17 protein-coding genes are annotated in these 21,713 nt (G+C 61.3%); 7 read left to right on the forward strand and 10 right to left on the reverse strand.

The genetic code is table 11. The annotated features are described in order from the left end of the window. Window positions 1-5: 5 nt before the first annotated feature. The 4 genes from J3485_RS11195 to tssE form a co-directional block, all read right to left on the reverse strand. Complete coding sequence (locus J3485_RS11195; protein ID WP_206952529.1) at window positions 6-2,474, reverse strand: type VI secretion system Vgr family protein; 2,469 nt, start codon at window positions 2,472-2,474, stop codon at window positions 6-8. Between the two features lie 169 nt (window positions 2,475-2,643). Then, window positions 2,644-4,485 carry a type VI secretion system baseplate subunit TssF gene (gene tssF, locus J3485_RS11200; RefSeq protein ID WP_206952530.1) on the reverse strand — a complete coding sequence of 614 codons (1,842 nt, stop codon included), beginning with the start codon at window positions 4,483-4,485 and terminating at the stop codon, window positions 2,644-2,646. A 22-nt stretch (window positions 4,486-4,507) separates the two neighbouring features. Further along, a complete protein-coding gene (gene tssF, locus J3485_RS11205) occupies window positions 4,508-6,352 on the reverse strand; it encodes a type VI secretion system baseplate subunit TssF (protein ID WP_206952531.1) in 1,845 nt (614 codons plus the stop codon). A 75-nt stretch (window positions 6,353-6,427) separates the two neighbouring features. Continuing rightward, window positions 6,428-6,910, reverse strand: coding sequence for a type VI secretion system baseplate subunit TssE (gene tssE, locus J3485_RS11210; protein WP_206952532.1), 483 nt, complete (start codon window positions 6,908-6,910; stop codon window positions 6,428-6,430). Window positions 6,911-7,111: 201 nt separating this feature from the next. On the opposite strand from tssE, the gene J3485_RS11215 reads away from it, so the two are divergent. The 6 genes from J3485_RS11215 (at window position 7,112) to J3485_RS11240 (ending at window position 12,570) form a co-directional block, all read left to right on the forward strand. After that, on the forward strand, window positions 7,112-7,303 hold the full coding sequence (locus J3485_RS11215) for a hypothetical protein (RefSeq protein WP_206952533.1): 192 nt from the start codon (window positions 7,112-7,114) through the stop codon (window positions 7,301-7,303). A gap of 87 nt (window positions 7,304-7,390) precedes the next feature. Then, window positions 7,391-7,678, forward strand: a complete 288-nt coding sequence (locus tag J3485_RS11220) for a hypothetical protein (protein ID WP_206952534.1) — start codon at window positions 7,391-7,393, stop codon at window positions 7,676-7,678. Window positions 7,679-8,199: 521 nt separating this feature from the next. After that, the gene (locus J3485_RS11225) at window positions 8,200-9,459 is read left to right on the forward strand and encodes a TAXI family TRAP transporter solute-binding subunit (protein WP_206952535.1); all 1,260 of its coding nucleotides are present in this window, start codon (window positions 8,200-8,202) and stop codon (window positions 9,457-9,459) included. 57 nt (window positions 9,460-9,516) lie between these two features. Beyond that, on the forward strand, window positions 9,517-10,317 hold the full coding sequence (locus J3485_RS11230; protein WP_206952536.1) for a class I SAM-dependent methyltransferase: 801 nt from the start codon (window positions 9,517-9,519) through the stop codon (window positions 10,315-10,317). Continuing rightward, entirely contained in the window at window positions 10,314-11,948 is a 1,635-nt protein-coding gene (locus J3485_RS11235) for a transporter substrate-binding domain-containing protein (RefSeq protein WP_206952537.1), read from the forward strand. The genes J3485_RS11230 and J3485_RS11235 overlap by 4 nt, the downstream gene beginning before the upstream one ends. Beyond that, entirely contained in the window at window positions 11,935-12,570 is a 636-nt protein-coding gene (locus J3485_RS11240) for an ABC transporter permease subunit (protein ID WP_206952538.1), read from the forward strand. The genes J3485_RS11235 and J3485_RS11240 overlap by 14 nt, the downstream gene beginning before the upstream one ends. Before the next feature lie 54 nt (window positions 12,571-12,624). Here J3485_RS11240 and J3485_RS11245 read toward each other — a convergent pair whose 3' ends face one another. From J3485_RS11245 to J3485_RS11260, 4 genes are all read right to left on the reverse strand, one after another. Further along, window positions 12,625-13,947 carry an MFS transporter gene (locus J3485_RS11245; RefSeq protein WP_206952539.1) on the reverse strand — a complete coding sequence of 441 codons (1,323 nt, stop codon included), beginning with the start codon at window positions 13,945-13,947 and terminating at the stop codon, window positions 12,625-12,627. Between the two features lie 83 nt (window positions 13,948-14,030). After that, the gene (locus J3485_RS11250; RefSeq protein ID WP_206952540.1) at window positions 14,031-14,261 is read right to left on the reverse strand and encodes a DUF2783 domain-containing protein; all 231 of its coding nucleotides are present in this window, start codon (window positions 14,259-14,261) and stop codon (window positions 14,031-14,033) included. Between the two features lie 81 nt (window positions 14,262-14,342). Then, window positions 14,343-16,085 (reverse strand): FAD-dependent oxidoreductase, encoded by a 1,743-nt coding sequence (locus J3485_RS11255; RefSeq protein WP_206952541.1) that lies wholly within the window; start codon window positions 16,083-16,085, stop codon window positions 14,343-14,345. 22 nt (window positions 16,086-16,107) lie between these two features. Next, a complete protein-coding gene (locus J3485_RS11260; RefSeq protein ID WP_206952542.1) occupies window positions 16,108-17,067 on the reverse strand; it encodes an MBL fold metallo-hydrolase in 960 nt (319 codons plus the stop codon). Window positions 17,068-17,368: 301 nt separating this feature from the next. Here J3485_RS11260 and J3485_RS11265 point away from each other — a divergent pair, with 301 nt between their 5' ends. Beyond that, window positions 17,369-19,027: an IclR family transcriptional regulator gene (locus J3485_RS11265; protein WP_206952543.1), complete on the forward strand. Its 1,659-nt coding sequence runs from the start codon at window positions 17,369-17,371 to the stop codon at window positions 19,025-19,027. 17 nt (window positions 19,028-19,044) lie between these two features. Here the strand turns inward: J3485_RS11265 and J3485_RS11270 are convergent, their stop codons facing one another. Both J3485_RS11270 and J3485_RS11275 read right to left on the reverse strand, forming a co-directional pair. Then, window positions 19,045-20,364 (reverse strand): lipopolysaccharide biosynthesis protein, encoded by a 1,320-nt coding sequence (locus tag J3485_RS11270; RefSeq protein ID WP_206952544.1) that lies wholly within the window; start codon window positions 20,362-20,364, stop codon window positions 19,045-19,047. A gap of 66 nt (window positions 20,365-20,430) precedes the next feature. Next, complete coding sequence (locus J3485_RS11275) at window positions 20,431-21,441, reverse strand: glycosyltransferase family 2 protein (RefSeq protein WP_206952545.1); 1,011 nt, start codon at window positions 21,439-21,441, stop codon at window positions 20,431-20,433. Window positions 21,442-21,713 lie beyond the last annotated feature (272 nt).

The raw sequence follows: 21,713 nt of genomic DNA on the forward strand, positions 1-21,713 counted from the left end.
GCTGATTAGAGTGAATGCGAGTAATCGTCGGTGGGTTTGCCCGTTCCGAACGGCGGAAAACTGGGCATCTGTGCGTCGGCGCCTTGTTTGCTCCACTTCGGGGTCTTTTCGACGATCGGCCCCGACGAGCCGTTGACGATCCCGTTGCCGTTTATTTGGATATAGGAGCCGCCCGCACCGATCCAAACTTCCTTTGCTGCCGTGATAACGACCCGTCCGTCCGTACTGGAAATCGAGAGGTCCTTGAGGGCCGCGAGCGCCATCTTGTCACTCTGGGCCTGGATTTCGACCGCTCCTTTTGCCGCGAACAGCTTGATTCCGAGGCTTTGTGCGAAGAGGCTGATCTTATCGAGCACGCTCACTAACAACGATTTTCTGGCGGTAACCGACACATTGCGGCCCGCCGTAAGCGCGATATGCTCCTCGCCATTGATATGGACGGTCGCCGGCGTCGTTGCTTGCAGTCCGCCCGCTCCAGCAAGCAGCAAATGCGGTTCGTTCAGTTCGGGAAACGACCCGTCGCCGCCGCGAGCCGTGCGTCCCTTGATGCCTTCGACCTGGGTCTGTAACGCATCGGCCACGCCGCTCTGGTCGCCTCCGCTGTCCTGTGCCTGATGCTGTTGGGCCAGTTTGCCCAGCTCGTTGTGCTGTCTTTGCGCTTGTGTGAGACGCGACGCCGGCTCACTCACGTCTGCGACATGCGAATTGCCCTTCGGGCGAGCCTCGGTACTAACCAACATGCCTTTGCCAGAGCGAATTGCCCCGACTGCATCCGTCCGCAACTCGAACCCTTCGCCACGCGCGTCCTGCCGGCCCTGCCAATCTTCGATCCGCGTAATGCTCCCCAGCGACAATTGACTTGCCTGATGGTCGCTCCGTAGCTGGGTCTGAATGGCGTTGGCCGTATCGTCAAAAACCAGGTGATTGCTGCGCCCGCCACCGCGATTGCCGGTATCGCCCACGAGTTCACGGCTGCGAATGCCCGTCAGTGCCCGCTGATGCGGCAACCGCCATGCCGGCAGGTTCATCGCGCTCCCCACGCGACCCGTTACAAGGGGATGGTCAGGGTTCCCGTCAATCCATTGAACGACCACCTCGGACCCTATCCGGGGTAGCGCACTCATGCCTTGACTGCCGCCCGCCCAGCCGCTCGACACACGCACCCACGTCGTGTACTTGCCCTCTCGATCCCAATGGAATTGCAGTAGCACACGCCCGTACTCGTCGGTATAGAGGCTCTCGCCCTCGGGGCCGACCACAATCGCCGTCTGCGGCGCCAAGATGCGGGTATCGACGCTGTTGAATCCTCGCATCGGCCGCCACGGCGTGCGTTTGCTCACGCACGTAAACCGGTTGCTGTACGTCGCCTGCGCGCCGACACCCTGAAGGTAGTTGTTCGTCGCGACGTGATGCGCGAAGGTAATCAGATATTCATCGTCGTAGAAGCTGGCGCTGATCGAATATCCGAAGTGATCGGTCAGTTGAAACCACCGCCCCGGCATGACGAAGCGGTTGTTGCCGGTGGCCTCCCACTGCCGTGCCATCGCCTCGATGGCTTCGATGCGGCGGCTCGTTTGCCACTCCCCATCTTCCAGGTCGCGGTGCGCATACTGGCCCGCATAGTCGTACCATTCCAGCTTCTGCCCGCGATCACTTGCCCATGCATCGGTACGCGCGTCGACGAAACCGCCGGTACGCGCGTTCAGATGGGGCATGGCCTTGAAGTCGGTGGTCGACTCACCAATGTGCGTGGACGTGACTTGTTGAATGAATGACCACGATCGGATCCCGTCCGCTTCCTGTGAACCGGCTTTGTCCTGATAAGGAATCTTGGGACTGTCACCGTCGATGACCGGCTCCTGGCGCCCCGGATCGGAGATGATCAACTTGTGCTCCGTCGCCGTGTGCTCGTACCAGTAGCACAGCCCCATGTGCTCCCAGCGGCGGTGGACGTAGTTATGGTCGTGCTCGCCGAACTGGCACGCCATCGTCATCGACGGGTCCTTCTGATAGACCTTCCACTGCCAGACCGCCAGCGTGCCGTAATCCGAGAAGATCGTGGCGGTTTGGCCACGGATACTCTGATCCAAGAACAGCCGGTTGTTCTGGCGCAGCGTCAGGTATCGCGTCCACGGGCCCATCTCCGCTTCGTAAAAAACGATGCCCCCGTCGGTTCGCACCAGGCGGAATGAGAAGATGTGGCCGTTGAAATGCCGGTAGCTGCCGTCGTCGCGCAGCAATTTCACCGCAATGAGCTTGCCGACGAAGTCGTTGGGGTCGAGCTTTGCGTTATCCGACAGGATTTCGATCACGAATCGGAAATCGCGTGAGAGCGATTCCTCGCCTTCAAGGCGATTCACCAACAGGATCTCGTACGGGGCATTGCCCTGCGGGAACGACAGCGTCAACAATCGATTGTGCTGCATCCCCGCGGCGATCTTTCGAAGATCTTGGACAGACAAGTTCGTATTCATTGGCAAGCCTGACGGAGTAGTCGGCATTCAGAGGCGGGCGATTTTACAGAGATTTTCTTCAAACCCGAATACCTCGAAGCATTGTTAGGATTGATCGAAGCTCGGAAAGCAAATATTCCCGACGCATTTAGAATGCGCGGCAATTATTGCTAGCCAACGCCCCCCATCTTCACAACAGCGCAGTTCCGCCGCGCACCGGCTCGCCCCGCCATAAAACGATGCCCCTTCTACTGACGGATTCGATAACCAATTGAACGAAGCTGTTGGACGGCGCGTACGGCGCAAAGAAGCGCTCCATGACGCGCGCGAAGACGGCGACGCTATGAGTGACGAAGCGTTGCTCGTCGATTTCCAGCGTGATTTCGATCCCGCGAACCATCGCCGGCTGCGGGGCTCTGGCCATAAGCGTCATGACCGATCGGTGCTTTAGGCCCGCGATGCCGTCGATGTGCTGCGCCTGTGCAGGCGAGAGTTGGGCGAATTGCTGAAACAGTTGCTTGAGGGCCGGCAACCCGGCCTGAGTCAACCGTAGTGCGTGGGGTGTCTGCTGACCGATGAGTCGCCACAGCGCACCGTTGGTACGAGAAAGCTGAACGACCGCCGTCGGCGCGCGGAGCAACGCGATCTTCTGAGTGGCCGATTTCTTGGCGGCCAGCCGCATGTCCCCGCCCGATGCGCCGAACGGCAACGAACGCGGCAGATCCCCATTGGTGCACGTCACGTCGGCCACCAGTGTGTCCATCTCGGGCCCCGTCCTCATCGGACCATCGGCTCCGTCAAGACGCAGCGCCGCAGCGAACCCGGCCTCAGGCGATGCGTGACTACTACGCTGTATGAATGTCCATGTCGGGTGTGCGTGACTGGTCATCAGCGCGGCCGATGAGCGCAGCGGATTGCCTTGCTCGGTGCGCACCTGATCGACCGACCAAACCTCGGTGTGTGCGTCGTTCTTGGCCTGCGCGTGGATCGGCCACACACCACTTTTCCGATCGTACCTGAGCGAGACACCCTTCCTTTCAAATAAATTGACGATCGGCGTGCAAAGGAGCTTGAGGTGATCCGCGGAAAGATGCGCGAGCTCCTGAGCGGCGCGCGAATTCGGCGGCACGCCCGTCACCACCCAATGCAGCGTCAGTTGTTCGCCCAGCGGTTCGCCTGGTGCAGCGGCACACACCGACGCAAAATCGATGTCGACGAAATGAAAGCGCTCGGCATACGCGAAGTATTCGCCTAGCAGCCCGAACGGCTGGCCGGGCTCTTTTGCGTCGGTGACGAGCCAATCTTGCGGACCGAATCCCACCGGGGCAACTGCAATCGTCGGCAAGCGGGTCCAGCGTCCCTCGTTGTCTTCAACATAAGCCCTCGCCGTGTGCAGCAACATGGTATCCATTAGCGCCGCGACCACTGATGGTTGGCCGGCGAGATGGACGCGTAGCGTGGCGGGGGCAGTCACATCGAGGCCGCTGCCGACCTTAACCGAGCGGAAGGTCACGGAGAGCATGCCGCTGGCATCGGGCGGCAGCTTGACGCTTAGCGGGGCCGTTGGCGTGGTCGCATACTGGGCACTCGCGATTTCCACCGGCGCCAGCACGACGTCATACGTGGTCCGAAACAAGCACCCGCCTTCCGTCGTCTTCAACTGCGTCCCACGCTCAATCCGGACGGATTCGGTCAAGCTGTCGAACCTCCCTGCCATGTCGAATTGCGCAACCGAGCACGAAGGGAAGGATCGAAGGTACTGCGGAAAAGTGCGTTCGATCAGCGCCTCGGACAACTCGGGATAGTCGTCATCGATTTTTGCGCTGTGGCGGGCGTGCAAAATGGCTGTCGATTGCACTATGCGTTCCACGCCCGCGTCATCCGAACGTCCGTCGCTGTTGATCGACAATCGCGTGGCCGCTTCCGGATTTCGCTGTGCGAACGCGCGCAAATCCCGGCGCAAGATCTCGAGTTCGCGCTCGTAAAAATGTCGAAGCAGATCGTCGTCGAACTCATCGTGGTGGGTCGTCATCGGCACAGGTCTCCTTCTTCCATTACCAGAGAATCAAGTCGCTGCTGCGCTGCTTGCATCGCACGATCTGTTCGTCCGTATGCATCGAGACGACGACCAACTGAACAAAGCTATTGAGTTGAACGTAGTAACCGAGAAACGTATTAATCGCGCCCGCGAACGTTGCAATGCTGGCACCGACGAAATGCTTCTCGTCGATGGTCATGCGCAATTCAATTCCTTGCACTACCGTCATGAACGGGTTGCCCGGCAACTCGATTGCAGCATCGCGCACCTCGACGCCTACGATGCCTTCGATATGCCGGGACGACACCGCGGAGCGCCGTAGGTCGTACAACACCAGCGCCGCCTTGAGCGCTTCGACATTCATATCTGCAAGCGAGAGATGATCGAGTGCAAGGTGCGTCGCGAGCCGCAAACGCAACGCATCGTTAGCCTCGAAGCGCAGCGTCTGCGTGGGCCGACGCAGCATCGCGGCACCGATCGACAGGCCGCCGTCGTGGTCGCTGTCCCGTAAGAACAAATCGCCGCCCTCAAGGCCGATGGCGAGTCTCGACGGCAGATCCCGATTCGTGCATGTCAGCTCGAGACTTAACGTATCGGTCTGCGAGGCCATCGGATCGAAATCGGTGTCGATCACCGAAATCTCCGTTTCGTAGCCGGGACTTGCCAACGCCACCGCCCGGTCGCGACGAACGAACCAGTAGCGCAAGGACCTTGGATCGTCGCCATAGCGCTGCGAGAAAATCGGTCGGAACTCGATGACGCGGCTAAGCGATGGCGTTTGGCGCACGAGGTGCACTGAATCGATCGAATAGACGTCGTAAGAAGCCGCGTGACTTGCATCCGCCACGACCGGATACGCGACCTCGCGGTGGGTGACGCGGATCGGTTCGCCGGGCCGGCGAAAGACGTTGATGACAGGCGTCGAGAACAGCCGAAAATGCGTGGCCGACAACGAGTCCAGCAGGCTTGCCGCGTGCGGATTACCGTGGCCCTCCTTGAGTACCACGTGGAGGGTTACGCGCCGGCGCGCCCCTGCCGTATCGAGCATCGCGCCAAGATCGATGTCGGCGAAATCGTGTTTCTCCGGGAAGCCGAAATATTCCGCCAGGGGGCGGAATGCCGGGTGCGACTTCCACGGATAGTCGAGCAGCGCATCGTTCTCATCGAAACCGGCATGCACGACGGGTACTGTCCGCAGCGGCTTCCAGCGGCCATCTCCATCAGCTTCCACATAGCTTGCCAGCGCATGGATGAACAAGCCATCGGCGAGCGCGGCAATGAACGAGGATTCGCCATTCAAATGCGTGCGAACGGTACGCAGGGCCAGCGCTCTCAAATCCAAGTCTGACGCTGTCGATTCGAATGTCATCGACACGATGCCAGCCGCGTTCACGGGCAAAACCACGGGGGCGGCAGCGGCCGGCACATAGCGCGCCTCGCTAAGCGCAAGCGGTGCAAGGGTCACGTCGTAGGCGGTCTTGAATCGACATTGGACACCGTTGATCGACCGGCTGAGCAATTCAGTGCCCCGTGCCAACTTGTGGGTGTTAGGCTTACCGTCTGTGGCAGTCGTGACGGAAAATTGCGCGATCGAGCATGCCGGGAATGGTCGCAGATAGTGCGGCTGCATCACATCCAAGAGCGCTTCGACACACTGCGGATAGTCATCCTTGAGCTTCTTGCCAATGCGTGCATCGAGCATCGCTATCGCCTGGACCAATTGCTCGACGTACGGATTGTCGCTGCGCTCATCCGCCGGCAAAAGCTGCCCCGCAATCTTGGGATAGCGCTGCGCGAAGTCCCCGGAATAATGTCGCAAGTGCGATAGCTCGCGCTCGTAGTACGGCAGCAATTCTTCCATCTAGGTCTCAGGATTCATTTGTTACTCGGCCCGAGCGCCGCTCTCGTGTTCGTGGCCTTTTGTTAGAGCCTTTTGTTAGGACCTTTTGGGGCGCGCGCGGGTGACCGAATATTGCAATGTGGACGGTTGCAGCATGGCGTCGAAGTTGACCGGCTCCGCAGCCGGATGCACAACGAGCATCGCCTTGATGGCGAAGCACAGCACGTTCGTCGACTGCGCGTTCACCTCGAGCTTCACGTCGACCTGCTTGAGCCTGCGTTCGTGGCGCTCGATCGCGCGTTGAATCGAAGTGCAGATGGTCGTACGGTCGTCATGGCTTGCAAGGCTGAGCCCCGCGAAATCATTCAGCCCGTAAGTCAGCACCGACCGCTGGCATTCGTCGAACCCAACGAGGCGATCGTCGGTAAAGGTGATTCGGGCGTTCAGGAGCGACTCGATGTGGCGCGCGACCGTGCCTTTGAGTTCATCCAGCGATAACTGCCGCACGACGGCCGGCGCCGCCTGATTCGGGCCGTCGCCGAATAATTTATCGAGCAGACTGGGTTCGAAACGGCTCATCTATTTTTTTGAAAGAATCGGTAGGTGATGCACCCTCTCAAGTGCGAGCCGTATGATACAGGACTACATCTCATCCCGAAATGCTCGTCACTCGCAACGAGTCCCAGGCGAAGCCGCCCAGGACTGCCCGCCTATAATGGCCATACAGCCACGGCGCGCGATGGCGCCCAGCATTGACCATGTCGTCGGATTTCCTAAGAAATGAATTACCACGTCGCCTACGAGCACAGCCTGAAAATCGCCCCCGATGACTTTGTCGTGAAGGTTTCGTCGCAAGTTGTCGAAGACGTACCAGTGAGTGTTCCGCGTGCGCTGCTTCCCGAGTACATCACCGAATTGATCCTGAGCCGCTCGCCCCAGATTGGAAAAATTCGGAATTTGCGGATCTTGTAGCGACGTCGAGGCAGCGTGCTGCGAGCCCTCGCCTCGTCGACCAGATCTGCGTAGACGAGGGAGGTTCGGCTATCGAGCGGACTATACGTGGGTAAGGCAATCAACGGCCGCGTTGGCGCTTGGATATTCCCAGAGCGACTCGAAATCTACCCCTCGCTCCTTAATCAGCCCCGCAGCCTCGGCTTGCCATGCAAGGTCGCCCTGCTCAAAATCGTGCGTCGTCCCGAGACGCGTCAGTTCCGCGCCGATTCGTTCGACTTGCCGGCGCAGGGCAAGCTCGGCGGCATCACTCACCACACATCCTTTGCTTCTCGCCGAGCGAACTCGATCAACCAGCTGATATCGGGTGCGCATTTGTATGCCTCCCGGAAGTAGTGTCTGGCCTTCGATTCGAGCGACGCTATGCCCTGCCGTGCCCCCTGGTAACTTGCTGCGCCCGCAAGACAATTCCACAAAGCCCGATACCCGCGCAACGACGGCGCCGCTAAAATTCCTAGTACACGCTCGGCAGCACCGACAGCCAACTCGTAGTCGTGCCGCCATAAGGCATTCCGTTACGCACGCGAGCTTGAGCAGCACACTTGTGTGTAATGGAATGCATTTACGCGCCTCATCGTGCATAGCCCGCTTGCCGCGGGTCGAGCCCGAGTCGACATTGAATAATGTTGATCCTACTTCTCCCCTCCATGCGTCACCTTCAAATCCCCCCAGGCCATCCTCCCCCCAACTTCCCCCCCATAGCAACACCCCCCGCCACCTCGCAGAATCGATCCCAATCGCGAGCGAGCAGCCAATTCGATCACCTACCGAACTGACCGCATCGCCGCATCCGCCATTCAACGATGAAACCAAAACGGGATCGGCGCCGAAAGCGCAGGTTCGTTCGAAACACCGATATGCGTCGAATACTGCCCAAAGTAAAACACGCGCGCGCATGGATCACCGCTTCCGCGCTCGGTGTCCTTCTCTATGCGGCATTTCATGTGCAACCGTCTCGACACATTCGTATTGCGGCAGGCCCGGTCGACGGCAGCTTTTACGCAACCGCACTGCAATACAAGGCGTTGATCGAACGCAAGGGCTACCGCGTCGACGTCGTGCCGTTCGAAAACACCAACGAAATCGAAGCGCACGTGGCCGACGATCGCGCGCACCTAGACCTGGGCTTCGTCGCCGATAGCCGCGGCTCGGCAGGCAGCGCCAAGCTGATGTCGCTCGGCGATATTCAACTGCAACCGATCTTCATCTTCGAAAACCGTCACGCAGCAACGGCCCACGCCGTTCGCTCGTTTTCGGACCTACGCGGCTTATCGCTCGTACTGCCGCCTCGAAACAGTCTGACGAGCGAAACGCTGCTGCGCGTGTTCGCTCTGAGCGGAATCGATACGGCCAATACCGGCATTACGTTCCTGCCGCTCAAGGACGGTATTGCGGGCCTTGAGCGAGGCGAATTCGACGCGGGCCTATTCATTCTCGGTGCGGACAGCGATCTCGTGGCCAACCTCGCCAAGGACGACGATCTCGTCATGGTTCAAATCGCGCAGCAAGACGCGATCGCCGCCAAGCTGGCGTATCTGAGCGAAGTGAAGTTGCCGGAAGGCGTCTACGACGTCTCGCGCGACGTGCCTGCGCACGACGTGAAGCTACTAGCCGCCACGATTTCCGTCGTCGCGCGGCGCGATCTGCCCCCGGCAACAGTCTATGCGGTACTCGAAGCCTTGCGCGACGTGCATCGCCGCCGCACTTACGTCAACGATGCCGACGCCTTTCCTCGCGATTCGGACGACGCCGCGCAACCGGAGCACCTCGTCGACGACTTCTATCGCAATGGCACGCCCTGGATTTTTGCGCACCTGCCAGTCGCGATCGCCAGTGTCGTCGATGCCTACCTGGGGCCGCTGCTCGCACTTTGGGTCGCAACCGGCGCGCTCAACGTGGTCTATGAGGTCGAGCGCGTGCGTCTTCTGCTTTGTCTCGCGCTCGCGCATCTCGCGCTTTGGTGGATACGACGCCGCCGACGCAAAGGCGTACCGCCGCCGCATGCGCTGCTCGCACTCGCCCGCAAGCTGGCAGCCGTTCTCACACCCGACGAGCGAGGCGCCGCGCGCATGCTCGCCGAACTACGTCGAGCCATCGGACATGAGCTTGGACATTAGCCGCACGCGACACCCAGCCGCGAACGATCGAATCTTTCCACCACGGGGATCGAAGACGTGAAACGCAATCCTATCGCCGATGAAATGGCTCATACCTACGACCGATATTTTCAAAGTGACGGCTATCGCGCCCGCTATCCGCAGCCCAACCCGTCGACGCTCGATTATCTGCTGCGCAACGGGGCGAGCGAAGCCAAACACATCCTCGACTTCGGCTGCGGCAACGGCCGCTATGCGCTCGCCCTACTCGCTCATAGCCGAGCCGACATCACGGGCTACGATATTTCCGCGGCATCGCTGGCGGATTTCGAGCATCACTTGGATCACACGCCCGACGCCGCACGCGTGCGGCTCGTCCACGGCAATTGGTCTCGACTCGGTCGAACACCGCGATACGACATGATTCTGATGCTGTTCGGCGTGCTCTCGCATTTGGGCGATCGTGCCACCCGCATCGGCGCACTGTCGCGGCTGCGCGCCTTGATCAACCCGAACGGACGCCTCGTGTTATCGGTGCCGTCCGCCCTGCGCAGGCGTCCTCGCGAGTTGATGAAATGGTCGATCGCTCGCCGCCTGGGCGTCGCGCTGCCGCCCCTGAGCGAGCAGGGCAACATCTATTTCACGCGTCACGTAGACGGCCAATCGTTGACGTTCTTCTACCATCTCTATTCGCCCAAAGGATTGCGCGCCGAACTCCGAGCAGCGGGCTTCGCCCTCGAAGCGTGCGAAGCCGAGAGTCTGTTGCCGGAATGGTGGATCGCACAATCGCGCACGCTGTCCGGGCTCGATCGGATGGCCTCGCATCTTTTACCGCCCGCGCTCGGCTACGGCATCCGCGTCCTCGCGGTACCCGTATGACAATCGACGTTCGCACCCTCGAGCGCCGCTGCACGCCGCGATGGCGACGTTGCACTACGCTCGTCTCGTGCGTGCTGCCGCTCATCGTCGGCATGGCCCATGCCGACGACCGTCTCGACGCGATCAAAGCGCGCGGCGTACTCATCGTCGGCGTCAAAACCGACTATCCGCCGTTCGGCATGCTGGCGAGCGACGCGAGCCATGAAGGTTTCGAAGACGATCTGGCCGCCGACCTGGCGCGTCGTCTCGGCGTCACGCTGCGCACCCTATCCGTCAGTAGTACTAATCGTTTGCAAGCGCTCGACGAGGGGCGCATCGACGTCACGATCGCCACGCTCGGCGACACCGCCGAGCGCCGAAAAATCGCCACACTGATCGAACCCGACTACTATGCGTCGGGCGTCACGTTGATGACGAGAGCCGATGCAAAGATCGGTGCGTGGGCCGACGTACGCGGCGCAACCGTATGCGCGACACAAGGCAGCTATTTCAACCGCGAGATGGCGACGCGCTACTTGCTGCACCTGCAGATCTACGCGAACGGTCGCGATGCCAAGCTCGCGGTGCGTGACAGCCGCTGTATCGGCTGGCTGTTCGACAACACCGCCATCGAAGGCGACTTGCAAACGAGCGAATGGCGCGACTACCGGATCACGCTACCGCCGCAGTTATCGACGCCGTGGGCCATCGCCGTCGCACGCAGCGAGCGAGGCAGCGCCCTGGAACGCTTCATCGGCGATGCCGTCGCCGACTGGCATCGAACAGGCTTCCTGATTGCACTCGAACGCAAATGGGGGCTGCCGCCCTCGCCGTTTCTCGCCGATATGCATCGGCTCTGGACAGCGCGAGATGCAGACGGGCGCTATCTCTGTTCGCGCCACGCCGATGGGCAGTGGCCCGTTGCATGCCGCAATCCCGCCTTCGTCACGTCGACCGACGTCACCGGCTTGCGTCGCTGGGGTCTTCGCTTTGCCGAGCGCACGGGCATCGATTTGACCTATGTTTACGACGACTACGAGCGGTGCCAATTCCTTCAGGCCATCGCCCTCTCGTTGGCGCTCACCGTTTGCTGCGTATTGGGCAGCCTCGCTTGCGGCATCGTGCTGGCATTGCTCGCGGCAACGCCGCCTCCCATGGTGGGACCCGCACTGCGCACGGTCGCGCTGCTCGCGCGCACGACACCGCCCTTGCTTCAAATCTACGTCTTGACGTTCGGTGTCGGCAGCGTGCTGGCTGCACGCTGGCACCTGCGTCCGAACGCGTTCTGGATCGTCGTCGCATCGCTGAGCATCTATACCGGCGCCGGCATCATGCGCACGCTCGAAGACGCCGCGCGGCACGAACGCATGCGCAATACCGAATTCGCCGTTCGCCCATCGACACTGGGCTTGCTGCTGCGTCACACGTCGCCGTCGATCCGATCGCTGCTCGTGAACGTGACGAAAGCAACGATGATGGCAAGCGCCGTCGCGGTGCCTGAACTGTTGTCGGTGTCGACGTCCATCATTGCAGACCATGGCAACGTCGCGACGATGATGAATACGTTGATGATTCTATTCGCGTCCTTGGTGTGGGCCGTATTGCGTCTGCTTCGAGCGGTCGAGCGGAGATGGGTCGATGCACGAGATTGAGGCAGCAAGCAAGGTGCTCTATACATGGACGCCGTATTTGGCCGGCGGCTTCGTCTGGAATATCGTCATCTCCGTCGTCGCGCTCGCGATCGGCCTACCGTGCGGATATGCGCTTGCCCGGCTGCGGTTGTCTTCTCGTCGAACCGTATCGAAAGCAAGCGAATGCATCACGAGCTTGACGCGCAACATTCCAACGTTCGTCTTCCAGTATTACTTGATATTCATGTTGCCGAACTCGGTGTCGTTACCGTTCGTCAATCTCGCGATGCCCTTGCCGTCCTGGGTGAAAGCGGCGCTCGCCCTCGCGCTTGCCGTCACCGGCTTCGTCTCCGACAACGTGCTTGTTCCGCTGCGCGAGTGGCGCGCCGGATCGCGGCGCGGCGCGCTGCTGTTCATCTCGCATCTGGTCAATTTCTTCGTCGTCATCGTCATGGCGTCGTCCACCGCCTCCGTCATCGGCGTCGCCGAGATCGTCAGCCGTTGCAACACCGTCATCAATGCCCTGGGGCGCACCGACGCCATGCTCTGGATATACCTCTACGGCATGGCCTGGTTCTGCGTCTTTAGCCTGATCACAGCGGTGCTGCTTCCGAAGCTCTTCCGTCGTTTGGTGAATCATTAGGATACCGAACGATACGGCGATAGACTCCGACGATAGCTATCGCCGCACCTTCGATCAATCGTGCTCGCGCATCGTTAGGAGTACTGCGCAACCGCTTGCCACGAGCAAGATCGCCAACACATAGAGCGCATCGTTCATGCTGCCCGTGTGCACCTTGATCTGGCCGATCACCCACGGGCTCACGATGCCGCTCGTGATGCCGATGCTGCTGACGAGCGCAATGCCGGGCGCCGCCGCGGCTTTCGACAGGCAGCGCGAGGGCATCGTCCAAAAGATCGGCAGCGCCGCGAAGATCAAGATCGTCGCACACGAGAGCATGGCCAGCATCGCGGCAAAACTCGGCAAATGTACGGTCAACAAGAGCAACGCCACCGCGCCCGCGATCGTACAGAAGGCGAAGTGCCCGCGGCGTTCACCCGTCCGGTCGGAATGACGCGCGATAGCAACGAGACCGATCACGCCCAACGCATTCGGAATTGTCGTATAGAGGCTGATCGACACAACGTCGGTGATGCCGAAATCGCGAATCATCAACGGCATCCAAAAGTTCAACGTCAACGACGCGCACGTCAAGGAAAAGTAGATGAATGCCAGTAGATAAACGCGCGGTGTACGAAGCGCCTGACGCAGTGCGCCCGCCGAATGCGCATGCCGCGGCGTGCCGCCGTCGTCGTCAGCCAACGCCTGCGCCACGCGCGCTTTTTCCCGTGCGCTGAGCCAAGTGGCCTGTGCGGGGCTGTCGACGAGCCGCATCAGTGCGAACAAGCCCAGCACGATTGCCGGCATCCCTTCGATCGCGAACATCCATTGCCACCCGGCCAGCCCGAGCGTGCCGGCCAAGTCGCGCATGAGCCAGCCGGAAAACAGGCCGCCCAACACGCCGGCCACGGCAACGCCGGCGAAAAAGATCGACAGGATCGCCGCCCGCCGCGGCGCGGGAAACCAATACGTCAGGTACAAGACGATGCCGGGAAAGAAGCCTGCCTCGAATACGCCGAGCGCGAATCGGAGCAGATAGAAATGGCCCGGCGTCTTCACGAGCATCGTGCCCACCGAAGCGATGCCCCACAGCAACATGATGCGTGCGAACGTGCGTCTTGCGCCGAAGCGGGCAAGCAGCATGTTGCTCGGTACCTCGCAGAGCACGTAGCCGACGTAGAACACAGCCGCTCCGAGCCCGTACATCGCGTCGTTGAAACCCAGATCGTGCTTCATCTGAAGCTGCGCGAAACCGATATTGATCCGATCGAGAAACGATATGACGTAACAAAGGAATAGAAACGGCACGACGCGCAGGGAAATCTTGCGGTAAAGCGCATCGTCGGCGGGCAAAGCGCTGTCTGCCGCATCGACGGCAGCATCGATTGAATGAGTCATGTGTCTCGCTCCAGATCCAGAAAATGAAAAATTTGCCTCGACGTCTCACGCGCCGATTGGCGGAACAACGTGATGAACCTGTCTCAGGCGGCTGCGGGCAGCGCCTCGTACGGGGAAATGCCGAACACGCCATCGCGCGCGATGCGCATCGCCTCGGCAAGCACTGCCTGATCGCCGATGTGATTAGCAAGCAATAAAATGAACTGCGCGTTCGCGCTTAGGCTTTGCGCATCGCTCAGATCGCGATGCATGTCGATCAGCGCTTCATAGAAGTCGTCGGCCCGCGTGAGATTGGGCTGTAGATTGAGTGTCATGCAGGATTCGCCTTTTTTAAATTAATTAGGATTCCTAAACAAATGAACCGAGACTCATTCGTTCATATGCATTGCCGCCAGCTACGCCGTGCCGCTCACGTCCAACGCCCGCGCGAGCCCTAGCACCAAATCCTCCGGCTGCAGTTGGCGCCAGCGCGCACAAACATGCTGATCGGGGCGAATCAGGTACGCCGTTCCCGGTGCCGCGTCGTAGCGCTGCGCCGCAAGGCCTTCGACGTCGGCGAGAACCCGACCCTGGGCTTGCGCGTCCACCGCCGCATCCGCGCTGTGCTGCGACGCGCGACCAGGTACGACCACAACGACATCGACGGGCACACCCAGCGAACGGACGCGATCGATCGCGGCTTGCTCGTCCGCGCGTATTTCGCCTGTGGCGCCGAACAGCAATACCGTGAATCGTCCACTGAGATGCGCAAGCAGCCAATTCGGCGAACCGTTGCACAGCACCGGTGCATCGACGCAAGCCGTGCCGGGTACGAGGCCGCCGTCGAACCGATCTCGATCGGACGTATTGAGCGTCGACTCGCGCAGCACGGCCGGCAGCGAAAGCCGCCCGCTATTGACGAGACGCCGCGCAAAATCGTAATGGCGCGCAAGGCTCAGCACGGCATCGCGAAACACGTGGCTCACGGGGCTTTTCGGCGTGATGAAATCGGTCGAGCGCGTGGAGTTCAGGATGTTCTCGTCGGCCGCGTATTCCCGCTCCTGCGCGTAGGTGTCGAGCAAACTGTCGGGCGCGCGGCCCGTCAGGACCATCTCGAACTTCCATGCGAGGTTTTCCGCATCCTGAATGCCGCTGTTCGCGCCGCGCGCCCCGAACGGCGAGACGCCATGCGCCGCATCGCCGGCAAAAAGCACGTTGCCGTGGCGAAAGCTGTCCATGCGCAGGCACGAGAACGTATAGACGCTGACCCACTCGATCTCGAACTTCACGTCTGGCCCCAGCAGCGCGCGCACGCGCGGAACGACACGCTCGGGCGATTTCTCGAGCACGGGGTCGGCATCCCATCCGAGCTGGAAATCGATACGCCATACATTGTCGGGTTGCCGATGCAGCAGCACCGACTGATTCGGGTGAAACGGCGGATCGAACCAGAACCATCGTTCCGACGGAAAATCCGCTTCCATCTTGATGTCCGCGATCAAGAAGCGATCCTTGAACGTGCGGCCGTGGCTTTCGAGCCCGAGCAGACGACGCATCGGGCTGCGCGACCCGTCGGCCGCCACGACATAGCGTGCATGCAGCGCGTATTCGCCGCCGGGCGCGTCGATCGTCAGCGTCACGCCCGCATCTGCCTCTCCGTCCGCCTCTGCTTTACGCACATGCGGTACCCGCTCGATGCCAACCACTTTGCTTTTCCAGCGAATCTCAAGATTCGGCAGTTGCTGCGCGCGCTCGATCAAAAAACCTTCGACGTAGTACTGCTGAAGATTGATGAACGCCGGCCGGCGATGCCCGCTCTCGGGCAGCAAGTCGAACGAGTAGACGAGCTCGCTTTGCAGAAACACCTTGCCGACGTGCCAGCGCACGCCCTTTTCGACCATCGCTTCGCCGCAGCCGAGCCGATCGAAGATGTCGAGCGAGCGCTTGGAAAAGCAGATCGCACGCGAGCCCGTCGAGAGACAGTCGTCATCATCGACGAGCACGACGTCGATCGAGCGCTGCGCCAAATCGATCGCCGTCGCCAGTCCTACGGGCCCCGCACCGACGACGACCACGGGATGGGTCCGTCTAGGCGTGCCGCTCGCCTGCTCCACGGCAGGCCGATAGTCGAAGCGCATGCGCTGGTAGTCGATTGTCATGTGAGTCTCCCCCATCGCCCGCTCAGCTTTGCAGCGCGGCCCACATCGCTTGATCGCGCTCCGCCGTCCAAATGCGCGGATGAACGATGCCGCTCGCTTCGTCGTAGGCCCGCGTGACGTCGAACGGCAGGCAGTGCTCGTAGATGAAGACCTGTCCGAACTTCGGATCCATCGCTTCGCGCGTGAGCGCCATGGCACCTTTGAGGTCGAGCCCGCGCGCCACCGCTTCGCGGCCCTGCGCGAGCAGCGTCGTGACGAAATCGCGCGTATAGCCGATACCGGCCTTCACTTGCGCCGGATCGAGTAGCGCGGGGCCGCGGCCCGGCACGAGCTTTTCGGCGTTCATCGCATCGAGCGCATCGAGCGTCGATGGCCATGCCGCAAGCTGTGCATCGCCGCAATAGCAGGCGGCGTCGTATTCGACGAGGTCGCCGGAAAACAGCACCTTCTGCGACGGCAGCCAAACAATCGTGTCGCCTTTCGTATGGCCCGCGCCAAGATGCATGATCTTGACCTCGAGCTTGCCGAGATAGAGCGTGATCTCGCGCTCGAACACGAGCGTCGGCCACGTCAGGCCCGGCACCGTCTCCACGCCCGCGAAAAGACGCGGAAAGCGCTCGATTTCCGACTTCATGTCGGCTTCGCCGCGCTCGACGATCATCTCGTAGGTACCGCGGCTCGCAATGACGTTTTGCGCGCCTTCGTCGAAGTAGGCCGATGCGCCGAGCACGCGCACGGCGTGATAGTGCGACAGCACCACGTGCTTGATCGGTTTGTCCGTGATCGAGCGAATCTTCGCGATCAAGTCGCGCGCCATTGCCGGCGTGGCCGTCGTATCGACGATCAGCACGCTGTCGTCGCCAATCACGACACCCGAATTCGGATCGCCTTCCGCCGTATAGGCATAGGCGTTTTCCGAGAGCTGCGTGAACGTGATCTTCTTCTGTTCGAGATCGGCCTGCGATGCGAATGCCTTTGCCATGTTGCTTGTCTCGCTGGTTGAGAACGTCGAGCGACGAATGCGCGAGCGCGGCACGATGCGCGCACGGCGACATGCCGCGCGGCCGGAACTGCGTCTCGCCTCCATGTTTTGTCAGGACTGCTTACTTATTTGCCTCGGTTGTGCGCCGAGTGAAGACCATAGTAGGCTTCGCGTTATCGCTTTGTCAACAGCAAATACATTTGCTATACGCAAATCATAAAAATCGCAGAAATCGCGAATCCGCCCGGCATCATGCGTTTCGTCGGATAAGATCACCGGTTTCGATTCCCGAGAGGTCGGCTTGGCCACGCGTTCCCTTCCCCCCACCGAGAGCAAAGCGTCACGCGGCGTGCAAAGCGTCGAAGTGACCGGCAGGTTGCTCGACGTACTGGCGCGCCGCGGCTGCGTCGGCTTGGCGGAGCTTGCGGCGGTAGCCGGCATTGCGCCGGCTCAGGTGCATACCTACCTCGTGAGCCTGGCGCGGCTCGGCCTCGTCAAGCGCGATGCCGTGCTCGGCGACTACGAGCCCGGACCGTTATCGCTACGCCTCGCCTTGCATCACCTCGAGCATCGCCCCGCTTACCGCGCCGCGGCGGCCGAAGTCGCGTCGCTCGCCGAACGCTCGGGATGTTGCATCGCCGTCTGCACGTCCGGGCCGCACGGTCCGACGATCGTTCGTTACGAGCACGCGGGTGCATCGCTTCACGTCAACCTTCACGTGGGCTCGGTCATGTCGTTGACGGCCACCGCAACGGGCCGCGTGTTCTCCGCGTTCTTGGACAAAGCGCAACGACGCGCGATGCAGCCGCGCGCCGAGGGAAAGCGCAAAGAAGGCGAGGCGTTCGAGCGCGAACTCGAAGCGATTCGCGCGCGCGGCATCGAGCGCGGCATCGATGCACCAACCCCGGCGGTCAGCAGCATGAGCGTGCCCGTCCTCGATGCATCGGGCACATTGCAATTGACACTGACGGCGATCGGGCCGTCGAGTACGACGGATGTCGAATGGAACGGAGGCGTCGCCGAGGCATTGCGCGCATCGGCCCAGCGCATCGAACGCGCGCTGCGCGCGCAGTTGCCGGACGATCGTCGCGAACGCGCGCGTGTATGGGACGTCGAGCCGGGCGTCGAAGACACGGGGCAGCGCGGCATCCGCACGCTCGATACGACCGGGGAGCTACTCGTCGCGCTCGTGCGCGCGGGGCGCCCGCTGATCCTGCGCGATCTCGCCACGGCAGCGGGCATGCCGGCCGCGAAGGCGTTTCCTCATTTGGTCAGCCTCGTCGGCGCGGGCCTGCTCTCGCGCGACGAAGCAGGTGCCTTCGATACCGGACCGCTCGGCTTGCAACTCGGATTGACGGCACTGCAACGGCAAGCACCCGAACGCGACGCGGAGCGCGAAATCGCCCGCCTCGCCGCGGATACGGGGCTGACCGTCGCGGCAGCCGTGCTCGGCCCGCTTGGGCCTACCGTCATCCGGCTCGAGGAATCGACGCACCCGATCCATATCAGCTTGCGCGTGGGCACGGTCCTCTCGCTTCTGCATACTGCGATCGGACGCGTGTTCGCCGCCTACCTAGGCAGCGACGCGCTCGCCGACATGCTCGCGCTCGAACCGCTGCGTCTTGCGGGGGTACCGTCCGATTCGTCCGCCAAGCGCCAAGGAAAGGGAAACGCGTCGGGAAAATTGCTCAGTAGTCCTGACGAATCGCAGCTCGCACGCATTCGCCGCGAAGGCCTCGATCGCGCGCTGAGCTTACCTATTCCAAGCATCGATGCCCTTGCCGCGCCTGTGTTCGACCATACGAACACCGTGCGCCTCGTCGTCGCGCTCATCGGATCGACGGGCAGCTTCGACAACGCCGATTCGGCGATGCCGGCACAGCGGCTGCTGCACGCAACGCGGCAATTGTCATGGCGGCTCGGATGGGCACCCATCGTTGATACCGATGTGGCAACTTAACGTCGCGGCTGAATGCGTCAACGTGCAGACGCGACCGCGTCGCGCGTCGCGCTTGCCGGCGGTTGACGCTTGGCTTCCTCACCTGGCACGGCGCGGCCGAAGATCGCGCCCAGCAAGCCGGTACGCCAAGCGAAGACGAGCAGCGTCGTCGATAGCGTCCCTTCGCCGATAACACGCGCAAGCGCCATCCCCAGGGCACCGTAATGCGGCGCGAGTAAAAGCGCCGACGTGAGATTGGCCGCGGCGGACATCAATCCCGCGATGGCCATCAGGCGATCCTTCTTGCGCGGCAGCAAGACGTAAAAGCCGACGAACTGGTTGAACGCCGAGAACGGGAACATCCAGGCAAAACGCTGCAAGACGTGCGCACTCGGGGCAAACGCCTTGCCCAAGATCAGCGGCAGCACGTACGGCGAGAGCACGAGCGCACCGCCCAATGCGAGAAACCCGTAGCCGAGCAGCAGTGCGGCACCGCGCCGCGTCGTCACGCGCGCGCCATGGTGATCGTTTTGCGAGATCTGCCGCGAGATCGTCGGAATGAACACCTGCGATGCGGGCCCCATGAGACTCAAGCCGATCGATGCGAAACGCTCGGCGGCACCGTAATACCCCACTTGCGTGGGCGTCGAGAGCAGCGTCAGCAAATACGTCGACGCGGACGTCAGCACGACCGAACCGGTCGAATAGAGAAACAACATCGTCGAATCGCGCATGAGACCCGGCACACCGCGCAATTGCAGGCGCGGCCAACCGATGTCCTTCACCGTCAGGCGGTACGCGATCGCCGTCGAGCAAACGCCGGCCGCTAGCAGGCTCGCAAGCACCATCGTCGAATCGGACGGCCCATGAACGAGCAAGAGCACGAGCACGAGGCTCATCACGAAGCCGATCACCTCGATGATGATGGGCGTGCGAAAGTGCTGCCGTCCTTGAAACAGCCAGCTCACGTTGCATCCGTTGAGCACCCCGAGCAACGTCGCGAAGATACCGATGAGCGGATGCTGCGACAGCACGGGCGAGCAAAACGTCGCAATCAGCCCGATAAGGCCGACGCCGCAGCCCATCGACATGCGCGCGCTCAGATGCAACGAAAAGATATGGTTGTGTTCGTGCTTCTCATGCACTCTCGACGCGTCGCGCATGCCGACGAACGTGAAGCCGAAGCTTACGAGCATCCATATGACGTTCATCAACGACATGGCCGCGAGCACGCGGCCGTACTCGGTCACGCCGAGCACACGCCCATAGAACGGGATGACCACCAGGAGGTACAAGTACCTCATGATGTAGCCGACGTACACGAAAACGAGTACGCGCGTGTTCTCTTTCTTGTCCATAGCAATATTTCATAGGCCGCCGCCCTTGAAGCGACGAGAACGCCGAGCTTCGCTTGCGCACTCTCTTCAGTGTGCCGCGGTGCTCCGACGCGCTAGTGGATTGGAAATGAAGCGCACCACATAGTTCGACAGCGGCGCGTAGGGAACGAGACACAGGCACGACAAGCCGATCGTACCGACCTTTTTTGCCACGCCCCAGAACGGATTGGCTACGATCGAGTGCAAGTAATCGCGGGACTCGAATGCGAACCAGCGCCAGCGGTCGATCAGCGGCGCACCGTAGACCTCGCTGCAAAAAATGGCCTTCTCGTGCGAGAAGTCATGAAACGACGGTGGCAATTCCACGTCGAGGCGGTCACGCACCACGTAGCGCAGCGCGCTCCAACGCGCCGCATAAGCCTTGGGTGCTTTATTGTTCTTTTCCGAATTGGCGAACGATACGTCCTGGGGCGCGGAATTATGGACACGATACGCGCCGAGCGACCGACCAATCGAGGCAACTCGACCGACGAGCGCAACGCCGTAAATCGCAAAAAAATCGGCGCCGTAGCGGCTTTCCGACGTTTCGGGAATCGGGAAGAACCGGCGCAGCGCGCTTGCCTTGTAAGCGTTGCCCGATGCGGGCGGCGACGGATAGAGCCAGCCCTCGCGCAGCAACGTTCCGCAATCGGACGGCGCATCCGAATGCGGCACCGTCACACCGGTGCCGGTGCCGTCCTGGGAAATGACGTCGAGCCGAAACTGCACCTTCGCGTAATCGCCGGAATCGAAACGCCGCATGACCTCGGTCACGGCGTTCGGGTACAACAAGTCGTCGGCATCGAGCAAGATCGCGTACTCGGTGTCGATCTCATCGAGCGCGCGGTTGTATGCGGACACCTGCCCGCCGTTCGGCTTCAACACCGCTCGAATACGGGAGCCATAGCTTGCAATGATCGCGCGCGACCCGTCGGTCGAACCATCGTCGACGACGAGCACTTTCGTCGCGGCATAGTCTTGTTCCAGCGCCGAATCGATGGCGTCGACAAGAAACCGCTCGTAGTTATAGTTACAGATCGCGATCGTGACAGACTTCATCTGAACCCTACTCCTCTTGGCAACCACTCACTGAAGGATCATCATTCGTCGGCAGTCTCCGCGTCGCCACGCTCCCTATCCTCGCCAAGCGGATAATTCGGCAGCCCTCTTGTGTTGCATTGCAGAATAATCGACAGAAAAAGGTGCGATACGAACGGGGCTGAAAATCCCGAGGTCTTGACCGAATAGGTTGAGCATAAACATGCGGTGCATCCAAGCGAGCAGCAATTCGTGTGCCACCGCTTTCGTGTGCACCGCTTCGTTTGCACAGC

Origin of the sequence: Trinickia acidisoli, from assembly GCF_017315725.1 — a bacterium.
GTDB classification, from domain to species: Bacteria; Pseudomonadota; Gammaproteobacteria; order Burkholderiales; family Burkholderiaceae; genus Trinickia; species Trinickia acidisoli.

What these genes read in the sequence shown, in the direction of transcription:
- J3485_RS11195 (WP_206952529.1), bottom strand. Translation starts at nt 2,474, where the DNA reads ATGAATACGAACTTGTCTGTCCAAGATCTTCGAAAGATCGCCGCGGGG.
- tssF (WP_206952530.1), bottom strand. Translation starts at nt 4,485, where the DNA reads ATGACGACCCACCACGATGAGTTCGACGACGATCTGCTTCGACATTTT.
- tssF (WP_206952531.1), bottom strand. Translation starts at nt 6,352, where the DNA reads ATGGAAGAATTGCTGCCGTACTACGAGCGCGAGCTATCGCACTTGCGA.
- tssE (WP_206952532.1), bottom strand. Translation starts at nt 6,910, where the DNA reads ATGAGCCGTTTCGAACCCAGTCTGCTCGATAAATTATTCGGCGACGGC.
- J3485_RS11215 (WP_206952533.1), top strand. Translation starts at nt 7,112, where the DNA reads ATGAATTACCACGTCGCCTACGAGCACAGCCTGAAAATCGCCCCCGAT.
- J3485_RS11225 (WP_206952535.1), top strand. Translation starts at nt 8,200, where the DNA reads ATGCGTCGAATACTGCCCAAAGTAAAACACGCGCGCGCATGGATCACC.
- J3485_RS11235 (WP_206952537.1), top strand. Translation starts at nt 10,314, where the DNA reads ATGACAATCGACGTTCGCACCCTCGAGCGCCGCTGCACGCCGCGATGG.
- J3485_RS11240 (WP_206952538.1), top strand. Translation starts at nt 11,935, where the DNA reads ATGCACGAGATTGAGGCAGCAAGCAAGGTGCTCTATACATGGACGCCG.
- J3485_RS11245 (WP_206952539.1), bottom strand. Translation starts at nt 13,947, where the DNA reads ATGACTCATTCAATCGATGCTGCCGTCGATGCGGCAGACAGCGCTTTG.
- J3485_RS11250 (WP_206952540.1), bottom strand. Translation starts at nt 14,261, where the DNA reads ATGACACTCAATCTACAGCCCAATCTCACGCGGGCCGACGACTTCTAT.
- J3485_RS11255 (WP_206952541.1), bottom strand. Translation starts at nt 16,085, where the DNA reads ATGACAATCGACTACCAGCGCATGCGCTTCGACTATCGGCCTGCCGTG.
- J3485_RS11260 (WP_206952542.1), bottom strand. Translation starts at nt 17,067, where the DNA reads ATGGCAAAGGCATTCGCATCGCAGGCCGATCTCGAACAGAAGAAGATC.
- J3485_RS11270 (WP_206952544.1), bottom strand. Translation starts at nt 20,364, where the DNA reads ATGGACAAGAAAGAGAACACGCGCGTACTCGTTTTCGTGTACGTCGGC.
- J3485_RS11275 (WP_206952545.1), bottom strand. Translation starts at nt 21,441, where the DNA reads ATGAAGTCTGTCACGATCGCGATCTGTAACTATAACTACGAGCGGTTT.